The organism is Sphingomonas hengshuiensis (assembly GCF_000935025.1).
GTDB classification, from domain to species: domain Bacteria; phylum Pseudomonadota; class Alphaproteobacteria; order Sphingomonadales; family Sphingomonadaceae; genus Sphingomonas; species Sphingomonas hengshuiensis.
This window is the reverse complement of the sequence record NZ_CP010836.1, coordinates 2,390,422-2,406,763: the sequence shown is the minus strand read 5'-3', so window position 1 is coordinate 2,406,763 and position 16,342 is coordinate 2,390,422. Positions and strand designations below refer to the sequence as shown.

The 16,342-nt window shown below is 65.7% G+C and carries 14 protein-coding genes; 4 read left to right on the top strand and 10 right to left on the bottom strand.

Annotated features, from left to right (window positions below):
• Window positions 1–75 precede the first annotated feature (75 nt).
• On the top strand, window positions 76–1,476 hold the full coding sequence (locus TS85_RS10535) for a M16 family metallopeptidase (protein ID WP_044332070.1): 1,401 nt from the start codon (window positions 76–78) through the stop codon (window positions 1,474–1,476).
• Window positions 1,476–2,909: a M16 family metallopeptidase gene (locus TS85_RS10530; protein WP_052507846.1), complete on the top strand. Its 1,434-nt coding sequence runs from the start codon at window positions 1,476–1,478 to the stop codon at window positions 2,907–2,909. Before TS85_RS10535 ends, TS85_RS10530 begins: the two co-directional genes overlap by 1 nt.
• On the opposite strand, the gene TS85_RS10525 is transcribed toward TS85_RS10530, so the two are convergent.
• Window positions 2,854–4,923, bottom strand: coding sequence for an acyltransferase family protein (locus tag TS85_RS10525; protein WP_155006369.1), 2,070 nt, complete (start codon window positions 4,921–4,923; stop codon window positions 2,854–2,856). The genes TS85_RS10530 and TS85_RS10525 overlap by 56 nt on opposite strands.
• Before the next feature lie 498 nt (window positions 4,924–5,421).
• Here TS85_RS10525 and TS85_RS10520 point away from each other — a divergent pair, with 498 nt between their 5' ends.
• The gene (locus TS85_RS10520) at window positions 5,422–6,156 is read left to right on the top strand and encodes a hypothetical protein (RefSeq protein ID WP_044332068.1); all 735 of its coding nucleotides are present in this window, start codon (window positions 5,422–5,424) and stop codon (window positions 6,154–6,156) included.
• Window positions 6,157–6,233: 77 nt separating this feature from the next.
• Here the strand turns inward: TS85_RS10520 and rplL are convergent, their stop codons facing one another.
• The 6 genes from rplL to TS85_RS10500 form a co-directional block, all read right to left on the bottom strand.
• Entirely contained in the window at window positions 6,234–6,611 is a 378-nt protein-coding gene (gene rplL, locus TS85_RS10515; protein ID WP_044332067.1) for a 50S ribosomal protein L7/L12, read from the bottom strand.
• 60 nt (window positions 6,612–6,671) lie between these two features.
• Window positions 6,672–7,187, bottom strand: coding sequence for a 50S ribosomal protein L10 (gene rplJ / locus TS85_RS10510; RefSeq protein WP_044332065.1), 516 nt, complete (start codon window positions 7,185–7,187; stop codon window positions 6,672–6,674).
• Window positions 7,188–7,539: 352 nt separating this feature from the next.
• Entirely contained in the window at window positions 7,540–7,965 is a 426-nt protein-coding gene (locus tag TS85_RS25365; protein ID WP_155006368.1) for a hypothetical protein, read from the bottom strand.
• Between the two features lie 633 nt (window positions 7,966–8,598).
• Window positions 8,599–9,324: a TIGR04255 family protein gene (locus tag TS85_RS24625; RefSeq protein WP_162184713.1), complete on the bottom strand. Its 726-nt coding sequence runs from the start codon at window positions 9,322–9,324 to the stop codon at window positions 8,599–8,601.
• A 187-nt stretch (window positions 9,325–9,511) separates the two neighbouring features.
• The gene (locus TS85_RS10505) at window positions 9,512–10,147 is read right to left on the bottom strand and encodes a hypothetical protein (protein WP_044332064.1); all 636 of its coding nucleotides are present in this window, start codon (window positions 10,145–10,147) and stop codon (window positions 9,512–9,514) included.
• Window positions 10,144–10,443: a PadR family transcriptional regulator gene (locus TS85_RS10500; protein WP_044332063.1), complete on the bottom strand. Its 300-nt coding sequence runs from the start codon at window positions 10,441–10,443 to the stop codon at window positions 10,144–10,146. Before TS85_RS10500 ends, TS85_RS10505 begins: the two co-directional genes overlap by 4 nt.
• Window positions 10,444–10,562: 119 nt before the next feature.
• On the opposite strand from TS85_RS10500, the gene TS85_RS24075 reads away from it, so the two are divergent.
• Window positions 10,563–11,369 (top strand): hypothetical protein, encoded by an 807-nt coding sequence (locus TS85_RS24075; RefSeq protein ID WP_155006367.1) that lies wholly within the window; start codon window positions 10,563–10,565, stop codon window positions 11,367–11,369.
• Here the strand turns inward: TS85_RS24075 and TS85_RS10490 are convergent.
• The 3 genes from TS85_RS10490 to TS85_RS10480 all read right to left on the bottom strand — a co-directional run bounded on the left by TS85_RS10490 (window position 11,366) and on the right by TS85_RS10480 (window position 16,143).
• Window positions 11,366–13,756: a TonB-dependent receptor plug domain-containing protein gene (locus TS85_RS10490; RefSeq protein WP_044332062.1), complete on the bottom strand. Its 2,391-nt coding sequence runs from the start codon at window positions 13,754–13,756 to the stop codon at window positions 11,366–11,368. The two genes, TS85_RS24075 and TS85_RS10490, sit on opposite strands and share 4 nt — an antisense overlap.
• Window positions 13,757–14,134: 378 nt before the next feature.
• Window positions 14,135–15,196 carry a hypothetical protein gene (locus TS85_RS10485; protein WP_155006366.1) on the bottom strand — a complete coding sequence of 354 codons (1,062 nt, stop codon included), beginning with the start codon at window positions 15,194–15,196 and terminating at the stop codon, window positions 14,135–14,137.
• A gap of 284 nt (window positions 15,197–15,480) precedes the next feature.
• The gene (locus tag TS85_RS10480) at window positions 15,481–16,143 is read right to left on the bottom strand and encodes a hypothetical protein (RefSeq protein ID WP_155006365.1); all 663 of its coding nucleotides are present in this window, start codon (window positions 16,141–16,143) and stop codon (window positions 15,481–15,483) included.
• Window positions 16,144–16,342: the final 199 nt, after the last annotated feature.

Genomic DNA, 16,342 nt, shown 5'->3' with positions numbered 1-16,342 from the left:
CTGCGCGAGCGTCTTTCCACTGACCCAGGCGAGTGCTAGCCCTTGCGGCTGCTATCCGCCACGGGGGTTCGATCGATGAAGCAATGGAGTCTGGCGCTTGCGATCGCCGGTGCTGTCCTGCCCGGCGCCGCGCGCGCGCAGCAGGCGCCGCCGGCCGCGCAGACGCTCCATGTCGAGTCGCGCAGCTTCACGCTGCCCAACGGGCTCAAGGTCGTGCTGGCCAGGGACAGCATCGCGCCGACCGTCACCGTCGCGGTCTATTACGGCATCGGCTTTCGCGTCGAGCCGCGCGACCGCACCGGCTTCGCGCATCTGTTCGAACATCTGATGTTCCAGGGATCGAAGCACGCGCCCAAGGGGGTGTTCGACACGACGATCACCAATGCGGGCGGGGTCAATAACGGATCGACGCGGTTCGATTTCACCAATTATTACGAAGTGGTGCCGTCGAGCGCGCTCGAGCGGATGCTGTGGCTCGAGGCGGACCGGATGGCCAATCCGGTGATCGACGATGTGGTGCTCAAGAACCAGCAGGGCGTCGTCGGCAACGAGGTGAAGGTCAACGTCCTCAACCAGCCATACAGCACCTGGCCGTGGATCGACCTGCCGATGCTGGCGAACACCAACTGGTATAACAGCCATAATTTCTATGGCGACCTGACCGAGATCGAAGCGGCGACGGTCGCGGATGCCAAGACCTTTTCGGACACCTATTACCGGCCCGGCAACGCCGTGCTAGTGATCGCCGGCGACCTCGATTACGCCGCGACGCGCGCGATGATCGAGAAATATTTCGGCGGCATCCCGAAATCGGCGCCGGTGCCGCGACCCGATATCTCCGAACCGCGCCAGACCGCCGAGAAGTTCAAGAGCCGCGTCGACGCGCTCGCGCCCAAGCCGGGCTATGCCGCGGGCTATCACGTGCCCCCGCGCGGGACCCCCGAATGGTATGCGATGGGGCTGATCGACCAGATCCTGCTCCAGGGCGCCGACAGCCGACTGTCGCGCAAGCTGGTGCAGGAAACCGGGATCGCCGGGGAGATCGACGGCGGGATCAATGCCGATCTGGGCAACATGTTCAATTATAACGGCCCGATGCTGTGGGCGTTCAACTTCACCCATGATCCCGCGCACAGCCCCGCGCAGATCACGAAGACGATCGACGGCGTGATCTCCGAGTTGCAGGCGACGCCCGTCGGGGCGGCGGAGCTGGCGCGGGCGCGGACCAAGATGCGATCGGAGCTGTACGGCACGATTGACGGCGGGGGGCGGATCGGGCTGGTCGACCTGCTCGCCAGCTATGCGCTGTTCGACAATGACGCCGATGCCGTCAACCGTATCGAGCAGGGGTTCGCCAGCGTGACGCCGGCGCTGATCCAGAAGACCGCGCGCGAATATCTGCGCAGCACCAATCGATCGGTCTACGCGATCGAGCCGGGCGCCGCGGGCGCAACCCCGTCGCAGGGAGCGAAGTGATGGCGCGCACCATGTTCCCGAACCTGTTCGCAAGCCTGTTGGCAATCGCCGCCGCTAGCCTCGCCACCCCCGCCCTCGCACAGGACAGCTTTCCGCCGCCGCCGCCGGTGGGCGAGCCCAAGCCGTTCCGGCTGCCCGCGACCGAGAGCTATACGCTGCCCAACGGGGTGCAGGTCACGCTGATTCCCTATGGCATCGCGCCCAAGGTGGTCGTGCAGCTCCGCGTGCGCGCAGGCAACGCGACCGAGGGCGCGCGCACCTGGCTGTCCGACGTCACCGCCGAGATGATGGAAGAGGGGGCCGCGGGCCGCTCGTCCGCGCAGATCGCGACGGCGGCTGCGGCGATGGGCGGCGACCTGAGCGTCGGGGCGGGCACGCAGACGACTGCGATCTCGATGAACGTGCTCTCCGAATTTGCCGCGGACGCCGTGGCGCTGGTCGGCGATGTCGCGATCCGGCCCGATCTTCCGGAGGCGGAACTGGCGCGGGTCAAGGCCAATCTGGGCCGCCGCCTGTCGGTGGCGCTGTCGCAGGCGGGATCGGTGGCGGACATCGCGCTCGGCCGCACCGTCTATGGCCCCGACCATCCCTATGGCCGCGCCGTGCCGAGCCAGGCGCAGCTCGCCGGCTATACGATCGCCGATGTGCGCGGTTTCCACGCCAGCCAGTTCGGGGCGAAGCGCGCGCATCTCTACATCGCCGGAAAATTCGACGCGGCGACGGTCAAGGCGGCAGTGGCCAAGGCGCTGGGCGGATGGGCAGCGGGGCCCGACCCGATCGTATTGCCCGCGCCGCACAAGCCGGGGCCGCAGGTGATCCTGGTCGACCGCCCCGGCGCGCCGCAGACGACGCTGCGGCTCGCCTTCGACGCACCGCTGGCGGGATCGGCGGAGGATATTCCCGCGCGGGTCACCAATGCGCTGCTCGGCGGGGCGTTCAGCTCGCGGATCACGCGCAATATCCGCGAGGACAAGGGCTATACCTATTCGCCCTATTCGGACACCGAGTTCAGCCCCGGCGAGGCGCTGTGGGGCTTTCAGGCCGACGTGACCACCGACGTCACCGGCCCGGCGCTGGCGGAGGTGCTCAAGGAAGTCCGCCGGATGCAGACCGAGCCGGTTCCCGCCGAAGAGGCCAAGGGCATCCGCACCTATATGGCGGGGCTGTTCGCGATCATGAACTCGACCTCGGGCGCGGTGGTGGGGACGCTGGCCACGCGCGACGTGCTGGGGCTGCCCGCCGACTGGACCGACACCTATGTGCCCGCGGTGCTGGCGGTGACGCCCGAGCAGATGGCGGCGGCGGCGCGCTCGGGCTATCCGCTCGCGCGGATGACGCTGGTCGTCGTCGGTGACCTCAAGACCGTCGAGCCGCAGCTCAAGGCGCTGCCGGAGCTGTCAGGGCTTCCGTTCCAGACCGTGAAGCTGCCCTGATCGCCAGCAGCGTGTCGCGCAGCGCGGGAAAGAGGCGATCGTTGCCCAGACCGCTCAGGTGATCGCCGTCGAAGAATAGCGGGCGCCCGCCGGGCAGCGCCTGACACGGGTCGCCGGGGCACAGCAGGGGGAAGGGGTCCCACAGTGTCAGCCCCGGCTGGCGCAGCGCCAGCGTATTCATCGCCGCGACGACCGGGCTGCGCAGCAGGAGCAGTTCGTCCCGCGGCACGGTGCTGCCCCCGCGACAGATGGGGTTGTCGCGGTTGAACCAGTCCGAACAGCGAAAAATGGGGCTGCGGAACAGCGGCTTGGGCGCCTCCAGCACCAGCGAGCGTCCATTGCCGGCGAGGCTGGCGAGCACGCGCTGCGCCTCGGCCAGCGCTTCGGGGGAGACGCGGTCGTCATGCGGCGCCTCCAGGTCGCGATCGCCCTCGAACTGGTTGACCAGCCGGGTTAACCGCAGCCCGGGCAGGAAGACGATGTCGCCGGGCCTGGCCGCCTTGCCTATGTCCGCCAGCACCGCCGCGTAGAAGGACGCGCAGCGGGGCCGCGACGCCATCGTCTCGATCAGCTTGAGATATGGGCAGCCCGCGCGGAAATAGGTGCGGACCGGCACGCCAAGCTCGGCGGCGAGCTGCTCATAGGCGGCGACATAGGCCAGCCCGTGCGAATCCCCCGGCGCGAAGAGCGTGAAGCCGGCAGCGGGGCGGGTGCAGCCTTCGGGAGTCACCACCCGCAGCGTGCCGCCGGCGAGCCGGGTCTCCTCGCTGCGCAGCGTGCAATGCGCGAACGCCGGGGGGAGGGGGCGTCCGGCTTCGGAATACCATGCCGTCCGGTCGCGTGTCACGCTCAAGCTGAGCGCGTCGTGCGACACGATCATCAGATGCCCGCCGAGCGCAGCCGCCACGACCAGCGCGCCGCCGCTCCATAGCAGCGGCCCGCGCCGCCGGACCGCGATCCATTGGGTGCAGCGAAGGGGCCGCTCGACCAGGAAATAGGAGAGCAATGCCAGCGCGACGGCGATTGCCAGCGCGGCCAGCGCCAGCGCGCCCGTGTCGAGGCCGAGCGTCCAGCGGAACAGGACGAACACCGGCCAGTGCCACAGATAGAGCGAGTAGGAGAGCAGCCCGACCGCGACCATCGGCGGGCTCGCGAACAGGCGCGTGAGCGGCGTCCGCGTCGCACACAGCGCCGCGATCAGCCCCATCGTGCCCAGCACCGGGAGCAGCGCGAGCGGGAAGGGGAAGGCCGCCCCCTCGGCTATCGCCAGCCCCGCGAGGACCAGCGCAGCGCTGGCCAGGCCAATGGCGTGCTGCACCCCGCGCCGCGCCCCCGCGAGCCACGGCCCCCAGCTATCGGCGGTGAGCAGCAGGAGCATGCCCGCGCCAAGCTCCCAAAAGCGCGACACGATCAGGTAGAAGGCGAATTTGGGCGCGAGCCAGGTCAGCACCGCTGCGATCACCAGCGATCCGATCGTCAATCCCGCGACGACGCGGATCGCGTGCTGTCCGCCCTGCAGGCGCTGATGCCACCACAGCAGGAAGGGGAAGACGAGGTAGAATTGCTCCTCCACCCCCAGCGACCAGCTATGGGTGAAGGGATTATATGCCGCCTGCGGGCCGAAATAGCTGTCGGTATCGGTGGCGAGCACGATGTTGCTCAGGCCGACGAACGCAAAGCGCGCGACCTGTGCCGCGCTTTCGCTGAGCCACGCGCGCGGGATGAACAACTGCGATGCCAGCAGCGTCGCGAGCAGCATCGCGACCAGCGCAGGCATGATCCGCACCAGCCGCCGCGCGTAGAAGCAGCGCACAAGCGCGCCGAAGCTGTCGAACTCCCGCCCGAGCATCGATCCGGTGACAACGAAGCCGGAGATCACGAAGAAGATGTCGACCCCGGTAAAGCCTCCGGGCAGGAGGTGCGGACGCAGATGGAACAGGATCACCGCGCCCACCGCCAGCGCGCGTAAACCGTCGACGCCGGCGATGTAGCCGAGCTGACTGGAATGTGTCATTTGTTGCACGCCCGGCCCCCCCGCGCGGCCTGTAAGCGAGGTGAACCGATCCGCCAACCCGGCGAATTGCGCGGCGATCGCGCGGCGTGCAGCTTCAATTCACCTTTGGCGGCATAGTGCGGTGGGGTGGGTTTTAACGGTTGCAAGATAGGCGGGGCAGCATCGCTGGCGGCGCTCGCGCTGGCCGGCGCGGCGCGCGCGCAGGACGCGCCCACCCCCGCGCCGAGCGCGACCCCCGCTATCACCGCAATCCCCGGCATCGCGCCCAGCCGGTTCAGCATCGGCGCGCCCACGCCGACGCCAACCCTCGCACCGCCCCCGATCGTGGTCCCTACGGCGACCCCGACGCCTCGCGTACGAGCGCCTGCGCCCAGGGGGCAGCCCAGCGCGATGCGGCGCACCGTGCGTCCCGCGGTTCAGCCCGGCAGCGATCCCGGGGCACGTGCCTCGCCCGGGCCAGGCGCTCCGCTCGTTCCGCCGGCCAGGCCCGCATCGCCGGTGGCGGAGCCGTCACCCTCCGCCGCTTCGCCACCGACCGCGGCACCGCCCGGCCTGGGCTGGCTGTGGTTGCTGCTGGGCGCCGCCGGGGCGACGCTCGCGGGCCTCGGCGCCGGCCGATGGCGCAGGCGTCGCGGTGCGGAGGCCGTGGCGGATGTACCCGTCGTCGCCGTGCCACCCGTCCCTCCGCGCCCGGCGCCGCTCCTGCCCGCCAAGCCGCATGCGGATGCCGCACCGCCGACCCCCTCTCTGCCCTTCGAACTGGCCCTCGCCGATGCGCGGGTGGCGTTTGCGCCGCACGCGATGCTGTTCGAATTCGAACTGCGCCTCGCCAATCTCCAGCCCGAGGCCGCGGACGCGATCCGCGTATCGGTGGCGGCGATCAGCGCCAGCGCGGAGCAGGATCGCCGGATCGCCGGGTTCCATGCGGCGCCGATCGCCGACCCCGCCGCGCCACCCTTTGCGCTGGCGCCGGGACAGGGCGGGCGGCTGGCGCTGCGGATCGCGTTGCCGCGCGAGGAGGTTCATGTCGTCGATCTGGGCGGGCGCCCGATCTTCGTGCCGCTGCTGCTGGTCGATCTGCGCTGGCGGGCGGGGCTGGGCATCCGGCGCTTCGGGGCCGATTTCATGCTCGGCATGCCGGGGCAGGGCGGCAAGCTGGGCCCGCTCAGGCTGGATCGCCCGGCCCCCGCAGGTGCGCTGGCCGCGACGCGATACCATAAGCCCGCCGCCTGACCTTCGCCTCACGGAAAAGGGGCGGCCCGTCGCCGGACCGCCCCCTTCCTGTTTCGCTGCCGGATGGCAGGCGAAGCTTACTTGATCTCGACAGTCGCGCCAGCGGCTTCGAGCTGCGCCTTGATCTTGGCGGCTTCGTCCTTCGACACGCCTTCCTTGACGGCCTTCGGCGCGCTCTCGACGAGCGTCTTGGCTTCGGTCAGGCCGAGGGCGGTGATTGCTCGTACTTCCTTGATGACGTTGATCTTCTTGCCGCCGTCGCCGGTCAGGATCACGTCGAATTCGGTCTGCTCTTCGACCGCTGCAGCGGCTGCACCGCCGCCGGCGGCGGGGGCTGCTGCGACGGCTGCGGCGGCGGAGACGCCCCACTTCTCTTCGAGCAGCTTCGACAGCTCGGCGGCTTCAAGGACGGTCAGCTCGGAGAGCGTTTCGACGATTGCGTTCAGGTCAGCCATATTAAAACTCCAGTCAAATCAGGTTGTTCAGGGAAATAAAGGTCTCAGGACGCCGCGGTCTTACGCGGCTTCCTTCTCGCTGTACGCAGCCAGAACGCGTGCGATCTGGGCGGCCGGCGCCTGGGTGATCGTCGCGATCTTGGTCGCGGGTGCCACGATGAGCCCCACGAGCTTGGCGCGCAGTTCGTCCAGCGACGGCAGCGAGGCAAGCGCCTTGATGCCTTCCGCGTCGAGCAGCAGCTTGCCCATGGCCCCGCCGACGATTTCGAGCTTGTCGTTCGTCTTGGCGAAGTCCGAGATCACCTTGGCCGCAGCCACGGGATCGACGGAGGTGGCAAGCGCCGTCGGACCCGTCAACAGGTCCGCAATCACCGAATAATCGGTGCCCTCGGCAGCAATCTTGGCAAGCTTGTTCTTCGAGACTTTGTAGCTCGCACCGGCGTCGCGCATCTTGTTGCGGAGGTCCGTCGACTGCTTGACGGTCATCCCGAGATTGCGGGTGACAACCACCACGCCAACCTCGTTAAAGGTGCGGTTCAGCTCGGCAACGGCATCAGCCTTCTGGGAACGATCCATGCCGGTCTCCTCGTTAGGAAACGGACGCCAAAGGCCCCCGTTTCGGTTACACTATGTCCGAGGGGCAGGATCGCCGGGCCAGGAGGCATTCCCCCGGCACGACCGGAACGCACGCATCGACTGCGGCGCCCGAAAAAATCTGTCCCCGTCTTGGCGAGAGATTAAGACCGGCAGAACCCGGTCACTCGCTGTCTCGGACGGCACGCATGCCCGGCGAACCGGATATGCGAAGGCGCGCACATAGCGGGGTGGGCGGGAGAGTCAAGCGGGGGGGGCGTGCGTTAGCCTGTTTCGGCTAGGCGGCGGGCTTGATCCGTGCGGTGGATCGGTGAATTGGGTAGAAGAAAAAGCGTCATGGTAGGCCCATTTCGGCCACTACCGCAAATTCAACAAATACGTTGGATGCAAAATGATCAAGTATATCAAGATCATCGTCTTTGAAGTGCCTAACCTCAGCATGACCTGGGTTTCCTGCAACCGGATCATGCACGATGCGCAGCTTCTTCCCGTAAATAGTTCCTGCTGCAATTACGTCGTCGACCTTCGCCCAAGCGAAAATGGCTTGGGATCCAAGCTTTTTGCTTTGGAGTGCGTGTCGGTGTGCAACTGCAGCCGCCGCCCGCGTTTCATAAGAAAAATCACCAAAATACTCAACTTCGGTGACGGAAAGTCCGCCGTTATCCTCCTCCCTCAGTTTGAACCCCGCTAATGAAGGGCCGCCTCGTTCGAGAGTGTCTGGGTGAACCCATCGTTTGGCGGCTGAGATGTACCGCATCACGTGATGTGAGTCAGGAACGGCTGTTCTAGCTACCATCAAACCATCGCTCTGCGCCGTAGGGGGCGAGAACGTCCCTTAAGCGTTCCAATGGGCTATTGCTCGAGGTTCTCTCTGGCCCGCTATCCGTGAAATTTTGGACAGTCCAACGAGTACGATTTTCGGGCATAAACTCGACAGTTAGTTTATCATGGCCGTCTTGCCAAAGAGCAATTATGTTTCCATCCGGCATAAGTGCAAGGGCGGGGCGACTATTAATGCCATGATACACAATGGCTCGCACCAGCGTCTTATATGATTCGATGGACACGGGCTTATCGCTCTCGTGCCACTCATCCAATTCATGAAGTCGGTCAAGTTGCCGAAATAGTCTAGTGCGAGCGTCGCCGCGTAGGTGCATCGCGACCTTAGAAGTCCAGACCTTTGCGTTTGCAGTTGCCTCGAAGAGCATTTCCGCTACGCTGTCTCCAGATGCCCTACCCACATTGCGCGAAAACGCTTTTGGTTCGCTCGAAACAGCGAGGCGTTGAGTCGCGGGCTGCACTAACTTAATCGCGCTGCTGGTTTCTTCCGGCTCGGTGACCCATGCTGCAGGATTGAGCCTTGGGCTGATCTCGAAAATTTGATTGGCAAGCATTAGCGGTAAAGCTCCCTTGCTTTCTCAGTGATTCCAGCTTCAAAAATATCGTTTTTTAGTTCGCGCATATGTCCCAACTTCTCTGAGACGGTGTCACTTGACTGTGGGACATTCTCCACTGAAGCGATGTCGATATCAAGTGTGAAAGCGGACGTTCCAGGAATTTCGGGCGGCACCGTCGCTGACTGTAGTATTGCGATCAAATTATGATTAGAATGATGGCTTCGGATCAACCACTGATACCCCATTGACGGTTCCATAAGCGGTCCCGCCTCTATGCGGTAATTGATATATTCCTCATAGTGGGCAAGGCCGTCAATATCCGACGGTACATCAATTCTATTTATAAACCTTAAGCCTATGCGCGTTAAGCGGGGCGAGGCTAAAGCCTTAAGTACGCTTTTCAGCTCTTGACTGGCCCGAGATAAGAACTGATCCCAACCTTCATATGGTGCAAGGCGCGTCCAAGCCACGCCGGTATGCGATAGTACAACAGCGTCGGCCAAATCGTCAGAGCTATGGCGGTAACGGCGACCCCCGGAAACGAACTCAGCATGTCTCGTCGGGAAATCTACATTTGCCTCGATCTGTTCCTCAATAGATACGTTTGAATACCTTGGCTTCAGCCAGTCGCTCGCTTTGAGCAAGCGAGTGTCCTTCGCGGGCTCACCGAACCGTACTTCGATCACGGCTTCAATAATCGGCGGTGATGAGTAGGTGGTCACTTCGACTCCAGCGATTTTATGCCCATGTAGTAAGTGATGGAGCAGGAGACAATCGCCTACGAGGGTTTGCCTCCGCCAGGCTCCAGTGGGCGCCATTGTGCCCGGTTCCTTTTAAATCTCGCGACCGCTATCAGCAAGCGTCCGCGGGCAGGCGGGTAGAAAAAGCGGCGCGGGCGCCCGGGCAGGGCTAGCGGGCGAGGCGTTCGGTGGGGTGGGAGAGGCGGGCGTGCCAGCGGGCGGTGGCGAGGATCGCGGCGAGGGCGATCGCCCGCTTCGGGCCATGCGCGATCAGCAGGGACATATCGAGCAGCAGGACGCCGGTGAACACCGACAGAGTGATCGTCGCCGCGCCGATCAGCGCGCCGAGCTTGACGACGCGCGTCCAGTCGCCCTCGACGAGCACCCATGCCAGGCCGAGATGCGCGACGCCGAGCGACAGCCACAGCAATTGCAGCACCGGCAGCGCGCTGTTCTGCGACCAGATCAGATAGGGGTTCTGCGCGGCATGGTTTGCGACCATGCCATAGGGGAGCCCGGCGCCGGGGGTGAGGAGGAAGCCGACCGCCTGATCGACCTGCAGCGCCGCCATCGGGAGGAGCAAGGCAAGCGCGAGCAGATATTGGGCGAGGACGAACTGGCCTTCGTCCTGTTGCAGGCCTTCGCGACATGCCGCGACGAGGCAGCCCAGTGCGAAGGCGAGTGGCTTTCCGTCCTCGACGGCAGCGTCGAACTCCGCCTGCATCGCCAGCGCCCATTGCTGGCGACCGGGACCCAGACAGCGGGCCGCCAATGCCATGACCGCGCGCGCGACGGCGGCGGTCATGTGAGGGCGACGTCGGTCGAGACGGGCGGGTCGTCGGTGGCGGTCTGCGCGAAGGCGATCCCGGCCGTGGTCAGCCGATAGGCGTGACGGGCGGGGCGGCCGGGCTGTTCGGGCGCGTGCCATTCGGCCTCGACCAGCCCCTGATCGGTCATGCGCATCAGCATCGGATAGAGGGTGCCGGACTTCAGCCCGGTTTCCTTCATCAGGTCATAGCCATGCCGCCATTGTCGGGTGCGGCAGGACAAAGCGGCGAGGAGGAGCAGCATCTGCTTCGACGGTCGGCGATTGCGGCCCATGGCGCACCTCAACGCAGGCTGCGCTGGCTGTCAACTGCGCGGCACCCCCCCCCCCCCTTGACTTGTAGGATTTCACGCGCAACCTGTACCCGCCTCTTACATCACCGAGGGGGCACATCATGCGGGGAACCAGGGCACAGCGCGCGCGGCAGTCTGCGCGGTTTCTGAAGGCGTTGCGGCGGACGGGCAATGCGACGATGGCTGCCGAGGAAGTGGGGATCGCGCGCAAGGCGATCTATCAGCGCCGGGCGCGCAATCCTGATTTTGCGGCGGAATGGGATGCGGCGGTGAGCTTTGCGCAGGCGCAGCTTGTCGCGGGCGGGACTGCGGTGCCGCAGGGGGATTCCGACATCAGCACCGGGGGCGAATATACCGTGCGGGCGTCGCGCGGGCGGATGATCCAGGTGCGGCGATCGCCCAAGGGGCTGCTGACCGCGAAGGGCGAGCGGACCTTCCTCGCGCATCTGGCGGCGACGGCCAATGTGCGGCTGTCGGCAGAGGCGACGGGGATCGGGTGGAACGCGATCTATGCCCGGCGCTATCGATCGGCGGACTTTGCGCGCGAGATGGAGGCGGCGCTGGCCGAGGGCTATGCGCGGCTCGAACTGGCGCTGGTGGCGAACGCGATCGAGTCGCTCCAGCCCGACGGCACCGAACTGGGCGCGTGGCGCGACGAGGCCGATGCGCTGCCCGAGACGCTCGACCGGATGTCGGCGCAGAACGCGCTGCTGCTGCTGGGCTATCGCCGGGCGAACATCGTCGAGGGGCGGCCGCATGCGGGGTTCACCCCGCTGGTGGCGAGCCGGGAGGAGACCAACAAGGCGCTGGAGCGCGAGATCCGGCGCGCGGAGCGGCGCGTGGCGCGCGATGCGGCAGGGCAGGGCCGGAAGCGTGCGCTCCCGGCCCCGCAGGTGCGGGAGCCTTAGAAGGTAAGCCCCATGCGGACATAATATTGGCCGCCATCGGTGTCGTAGGGGGCGTTGCGCGAATAGATCAGCCCGCGCACCGCCTGGTTGGTCGCCTCCGCCGGGTAGGTGTTGAAGATATTCTCCGCGCCCGCGCGCAGGGTCAGGTGGTTGTCGACGCGCCAGCTTGCCGACAGGTCGAACAGCGCGATGGCGCCGAAGCGCTGGAACTGCTCGCCGGTGGCGTTGCCCGAAACGTCGGTCCAGGCGCCGTAATAGCGCGCGCGGGCGAGCAGCGACACCGGGCCGAGATCATAGCCGAGCGCGCCGGTGGCGTTGTTCTGGGGCAGGCGCTCCTCGAACACCCGGCGCTGGGTCTCGTTGGGGATTGCCGCGGTGACGCCGCTCTGCACCTTGGTGGTGTTGTAGTTGTACGCGATCGTCGCGGTCGCGCGGCCCGGGCCGACCGGGCGGGTGAGGCCGAGGACGACGTCGATGCCGCGGGTGCGGGTGTCGAAGTCGTTGGTGAAAAAGCTGATCGAGGCATAATGCTGGGGATTGGCCTCGCCCGCCGGCACCGCGTAGGTGCGCGACTGGCTGAAGCGGTCGTTCAGGTCGATCTGGTAGAGATCGACGCTGGCGCTCAGCCCGAAATCGGACTTGGCGGTGAGGCCGAGAGTGAGGTTCTTCGACGTTTCGGGGGTCAGCGGCTTGGCGCCATAGACGATCGCGAGCGGATCATTGGGGGCGAGCCGGCCCTGGGTGTAGATCGTCATCGAGTTGGTATCGAGGCCCTGGGTGGTCTGCGACGTGTTGAGCTGGGCCGGGGTGGGTGCGCGGAAGCCGGTGGAATAGGTGGCGCGGGCGGCGATGCCGCGGACGGGCTCGATCCGGGCCGACAGCTTGTAGTTGAACGTGTCGCCGAACGCCGAGAAATCCTCGTAGCGGCCCGCCGCGCCAAGGGTCAGCATCGTCACCGGGCGCCATTCGAGGTCGACATAGCCGGCATGGCTGGTCTGGTTGAAGGTCCCCGCGCTCGCCGGGCTGAAGCCGGGGAAGCCGTTCGAATTGGGCGCGAGGCCCGTCGCCGCACCCGCGCCGATCGTGTAGGATGCGGGGTCGCCGGCGGAGACCTGATAGGTCTCGACCCGGCGTTCGGCGCCGAACGCGATGTTGAGCGGCTCCGCGCCGCCGATCGGCAGGCGATAGACGAAATCGGCGTTGAGGTTGAATTCGCGCTGTTCGAGGCGCCCGAGATAGAAGCTGGTCGGGCTGGCCGGGCCCATCGACGCATTGAGGCTCTCGGTCATCGAATATTCGATGCGGCTGCGGCCCAGCGACGCGCTGAGATCATAGGTCAGCCGCTCGCTGAGCGAGCCGCGCAGCCCGGCATCGCCCTGGTAATCGCTGTAATTGGTCGCGAAACGCGGGGTGAAGCCGGTGGGGTAGAGCGTCTTGAAGCTGAAGCCGGGGAAGGCGGTGCTGGCGTTGTACACGCTGGCGGTGGCGGAGGGATTGCGCCAGTTGAAGTCGGTGACGCCTTCGCCCGACTGGACGGTGCCGAACGCATAGAGCGTGGCCGCGTCCGAAAATTCATACTTCGCGTCGACGCCGCCGCGCAGCCGCTCCTCGTCGGGCTGGCCCCAGCGCTGGACCGGGTTGGGGACGGCAAGGCCGGGATTGGCGGCCTGGAACGCAATCGCATCGGGGCGCTGGCGGGTGCGCGAGGTGGCTTCGCTATGGTCGATCTCGGCGGTGACGACGATGCTGCCGCGATCGTCGAGCGGAACGCCGGCGCGGACGCCGCCCTGATATTCCTTGCCGTCGCCTTTGTAATATTGCGAGAACTGGCTGAACGCCGTCATCCCCGGCGTGTCGTCGAGCAGGATGTTGATCACCCCGGCGATCGCGTCCGAGCCATATTGCGCCGAGGCACCGTCGCGCAGCACTTCGATCCGGCCAATCGCGAGCGACGGGATGCCGGCCAGGTCGGGCGCCTGCGCGCCGCGGGTGCCGAGCAGCGCCGAGCGGTGATAGCGCTTGCCGTTGACGAGCACGAGCGTCTGGTCCGCGGACAGCCCGCGCAGCGTGGCGGGGCGGACGAACGCCTGGCCGTCGGCGGCGGGAAGGCGCTGGACGTTGAACGACGGCAGCAGCTGCGCGAGCGTGTCCGACAGGTCGCCCGAGACGCTGGACTGGACCGCGTCGGCGGAGAGCACGTCGATCGGGCTGAGCGTGTCGAACTGCGTCCGCGAGCGATCGCGCGTGCCGGTGACGATGATCATGCTGCCATCCTCGACGGGCGCGTCGGCCTCGGCGGTGGTGCGGTCCTGCGGCGCGGTCTGCGCAAATGCCGACGCGCACGCGAACTGGAGCGCCACGACGGCGCTTCCCGTGAGAAATTTCATTGCTACCCCTTTGGTTTTGCTGCCGGCTAGGTTCTGCCGGCTCGAGCGGGGCGCTAGCGGCGGGGGCTTGCAGAGTGATGGCGCAACGGGGACAGTTTGAAGTCTGCACGGGTGGAGTGGGATGACAGGCGAGGTGGGGGAAGGTGGCGATCGATGCCCAGGCGGGCGGTGCGATGATGCTTTTGGGGGCAATCGGCGTTTGCGCATGGCGGAGTTGGGCAGGCAATCCAGACGACCCGCGGAGGCCATGGTTATGGCCGTTCCGATGCCCCCGCCGCGGCCCCTTGGGCGGTGCTTGGCTCATTGATCCGAAGGACCGGCATTGGGACGAAGCCGTCGTATGCACGCGATATGACGAAAGGCATATCTCAGCACCGTTTATTTCGGCGTGGTCGCCGGAGCGGAAATTTCAGCGTAGGGCGCTGGCGTCGTCAGATACCCTTGCAGATAAGCCGCCAGGGCCGCCGCCAAAGCGGTCGCGATAATTCCGATCGTCCAGGACGCGACGGTACCCGATAGGCGCTGCAGCAAGCCCACCTTCCGCTTTCGAAGATAGATCGATGCAAGCGGCACGTATCGGGTATGCAAGGCATAGACCGCGACGATGATTGCCAGCACGGCGCCCATGAGAATCGCGCGATCGCGAAGACCGCTTAGGCTCGGGAGCATTACAATCGTGCCGAGCACGAGGACTTGGTTAAAATTGATTCCCAAGCGCTTGAAGCCGGTGACATACACTCGTTCAAATCGTTTCAGGCTTCGGCGGAAAACGTCAAGGCGCCCGAGCACCCACGCCTCGTCCGCGCCTTGGGTCATCGCCGTGTTGATCTCTGGGCCAAATTCCACAGAAACGATCTGATCCGGCCCAGCTGCATCTGGTTTTCGCGCGTAAATCCTTACGATCTCTGCGCGATCAACCGCCGGCTGCCAGTCCTTAAAGTCTTCGAGATAGCGCGCCTGCTCGGTGCCGGCGACGACAGTGATCACCACCGAAGGAAAATCGCGCCCGATTCCCTCTGCGATCTCGATCAATTCGTCTCGGTCAATTGAGATCGCTCCAAAGGTGTGCCGCGCGGTGTGAAGCTGGCGCAGTTGCGGTGCCTCAGTCAGTTCCGCCCCGCTATGAGGAAACAGGACGAAATTTCCTCCCGTACCAAGCGATGTTTCCCAGTCACCATGTATCTCGCCCGCTGCGTTCATCGTCCCGCACGCGGTTAGGTTGCCGAACGCGAAGCCCTCAATCTGCGTCTCAGGCTCGCCGTTGAGGGTCAGCGTCGGAGCGACGAAACTTCCCTTCAGGTTGTAGACGACCACCCCGACGCCAGCTTCATTCATGCGTAGGGTGCCGGTAAGCTCGGCATCCTCGCCCTCGAGCTTCACCGCCACGTTGCCTGGGTTGGTGCCAAACGCTTTACCTGCCCAAGTCTTCGCTAGCGCCATAACCCCTCCGACCTCAGAACGCTCGTGTAACTATCACGGCAGAGTGACCGGCCCAAATAGTTGCCGCGGCCAACCCCAACACTAAGATTTCCGCAATATTCTGCCGTGGCCGGGCCTACAGCGCTCGGTCCGTCCGCTGACGACAAGTTGCAAACGCTTGTAGAGCCCAATCAGACCGCGGCGACTTCGGCCATGTCGAGCTTTGCGCCCGGGCCCGTCGCGCTGGAGCGTGCGCCCTTGCGGACATACTTGGCCCTGGCGCCGGTCGGCTTGGCCTTGACCATTTACCGCGTGAACAGAAAGCCTACCGCGAGGACGAAGACCGCGCCCTCCAACAGTCCGATCAACACGTTTCCTGCAGCGCGCAAATAGCCGATGTTCAGGACCCTGGCGAACCAGCGGGTCTCCACGATCCAGAGATTGACGATGCTGATCGTGACCATACAGGACCCGATGATGGGCGCGATCGGGTGGTGGTCCTGACTGAGGCTTGTCCCCACGCTTATCCCGAGCGCGAACACCGCCGCGGGATAGCATTGCTCGTAAAAGGGCTGTTGAAGCGAGTTGCGATTGAGCTTCGTCCCGAGGCGGCGGACGAGGCGGGATGCCAGGAAGAGCGGAAAGGACGCGAAGACGATCACGCGCAGGACCAGGGCGCTGGCATTGTCGTCGACAAGGTCGGCGAGACCGTCACGGTTGGCGATGATCGCGTCGGTCTGCCCCAGCGCCGTCGCCACCGAATGGCCGATCAGCAGGGCGAGCGCGAGGAAGAGCGGCGGGCTCAGGACCGCCTGATAGCGCTGGTCGTCGGGAAGCACAGCCTCGCGGTTGATCTCCTCCATGACCCCGATCGGCCGGAACGCGGCGCGCCAGAGCGTAAGCGGGAAGAACAGCAGCCAGCTCATCACCTCATAGAGGAGTTCGTCCAGCGAATTGAGCCACTTCATGAAGTCCATGGCGCATCATGGAAGATGCCGGGCATGCCTGCAACCGGCTGTTTGCCATCGGATCAGGGTGGATCGCGGCCCCGCATGCGCGTCGTCGTGCCGCGCGCCCGAACAGGTTTCGCTTTCAACAGTTGATCCGTGCCGCGCCATGACGGGGAACGACAAATCCCGCTGCGCATTCTTACCGCAGGAATATCCC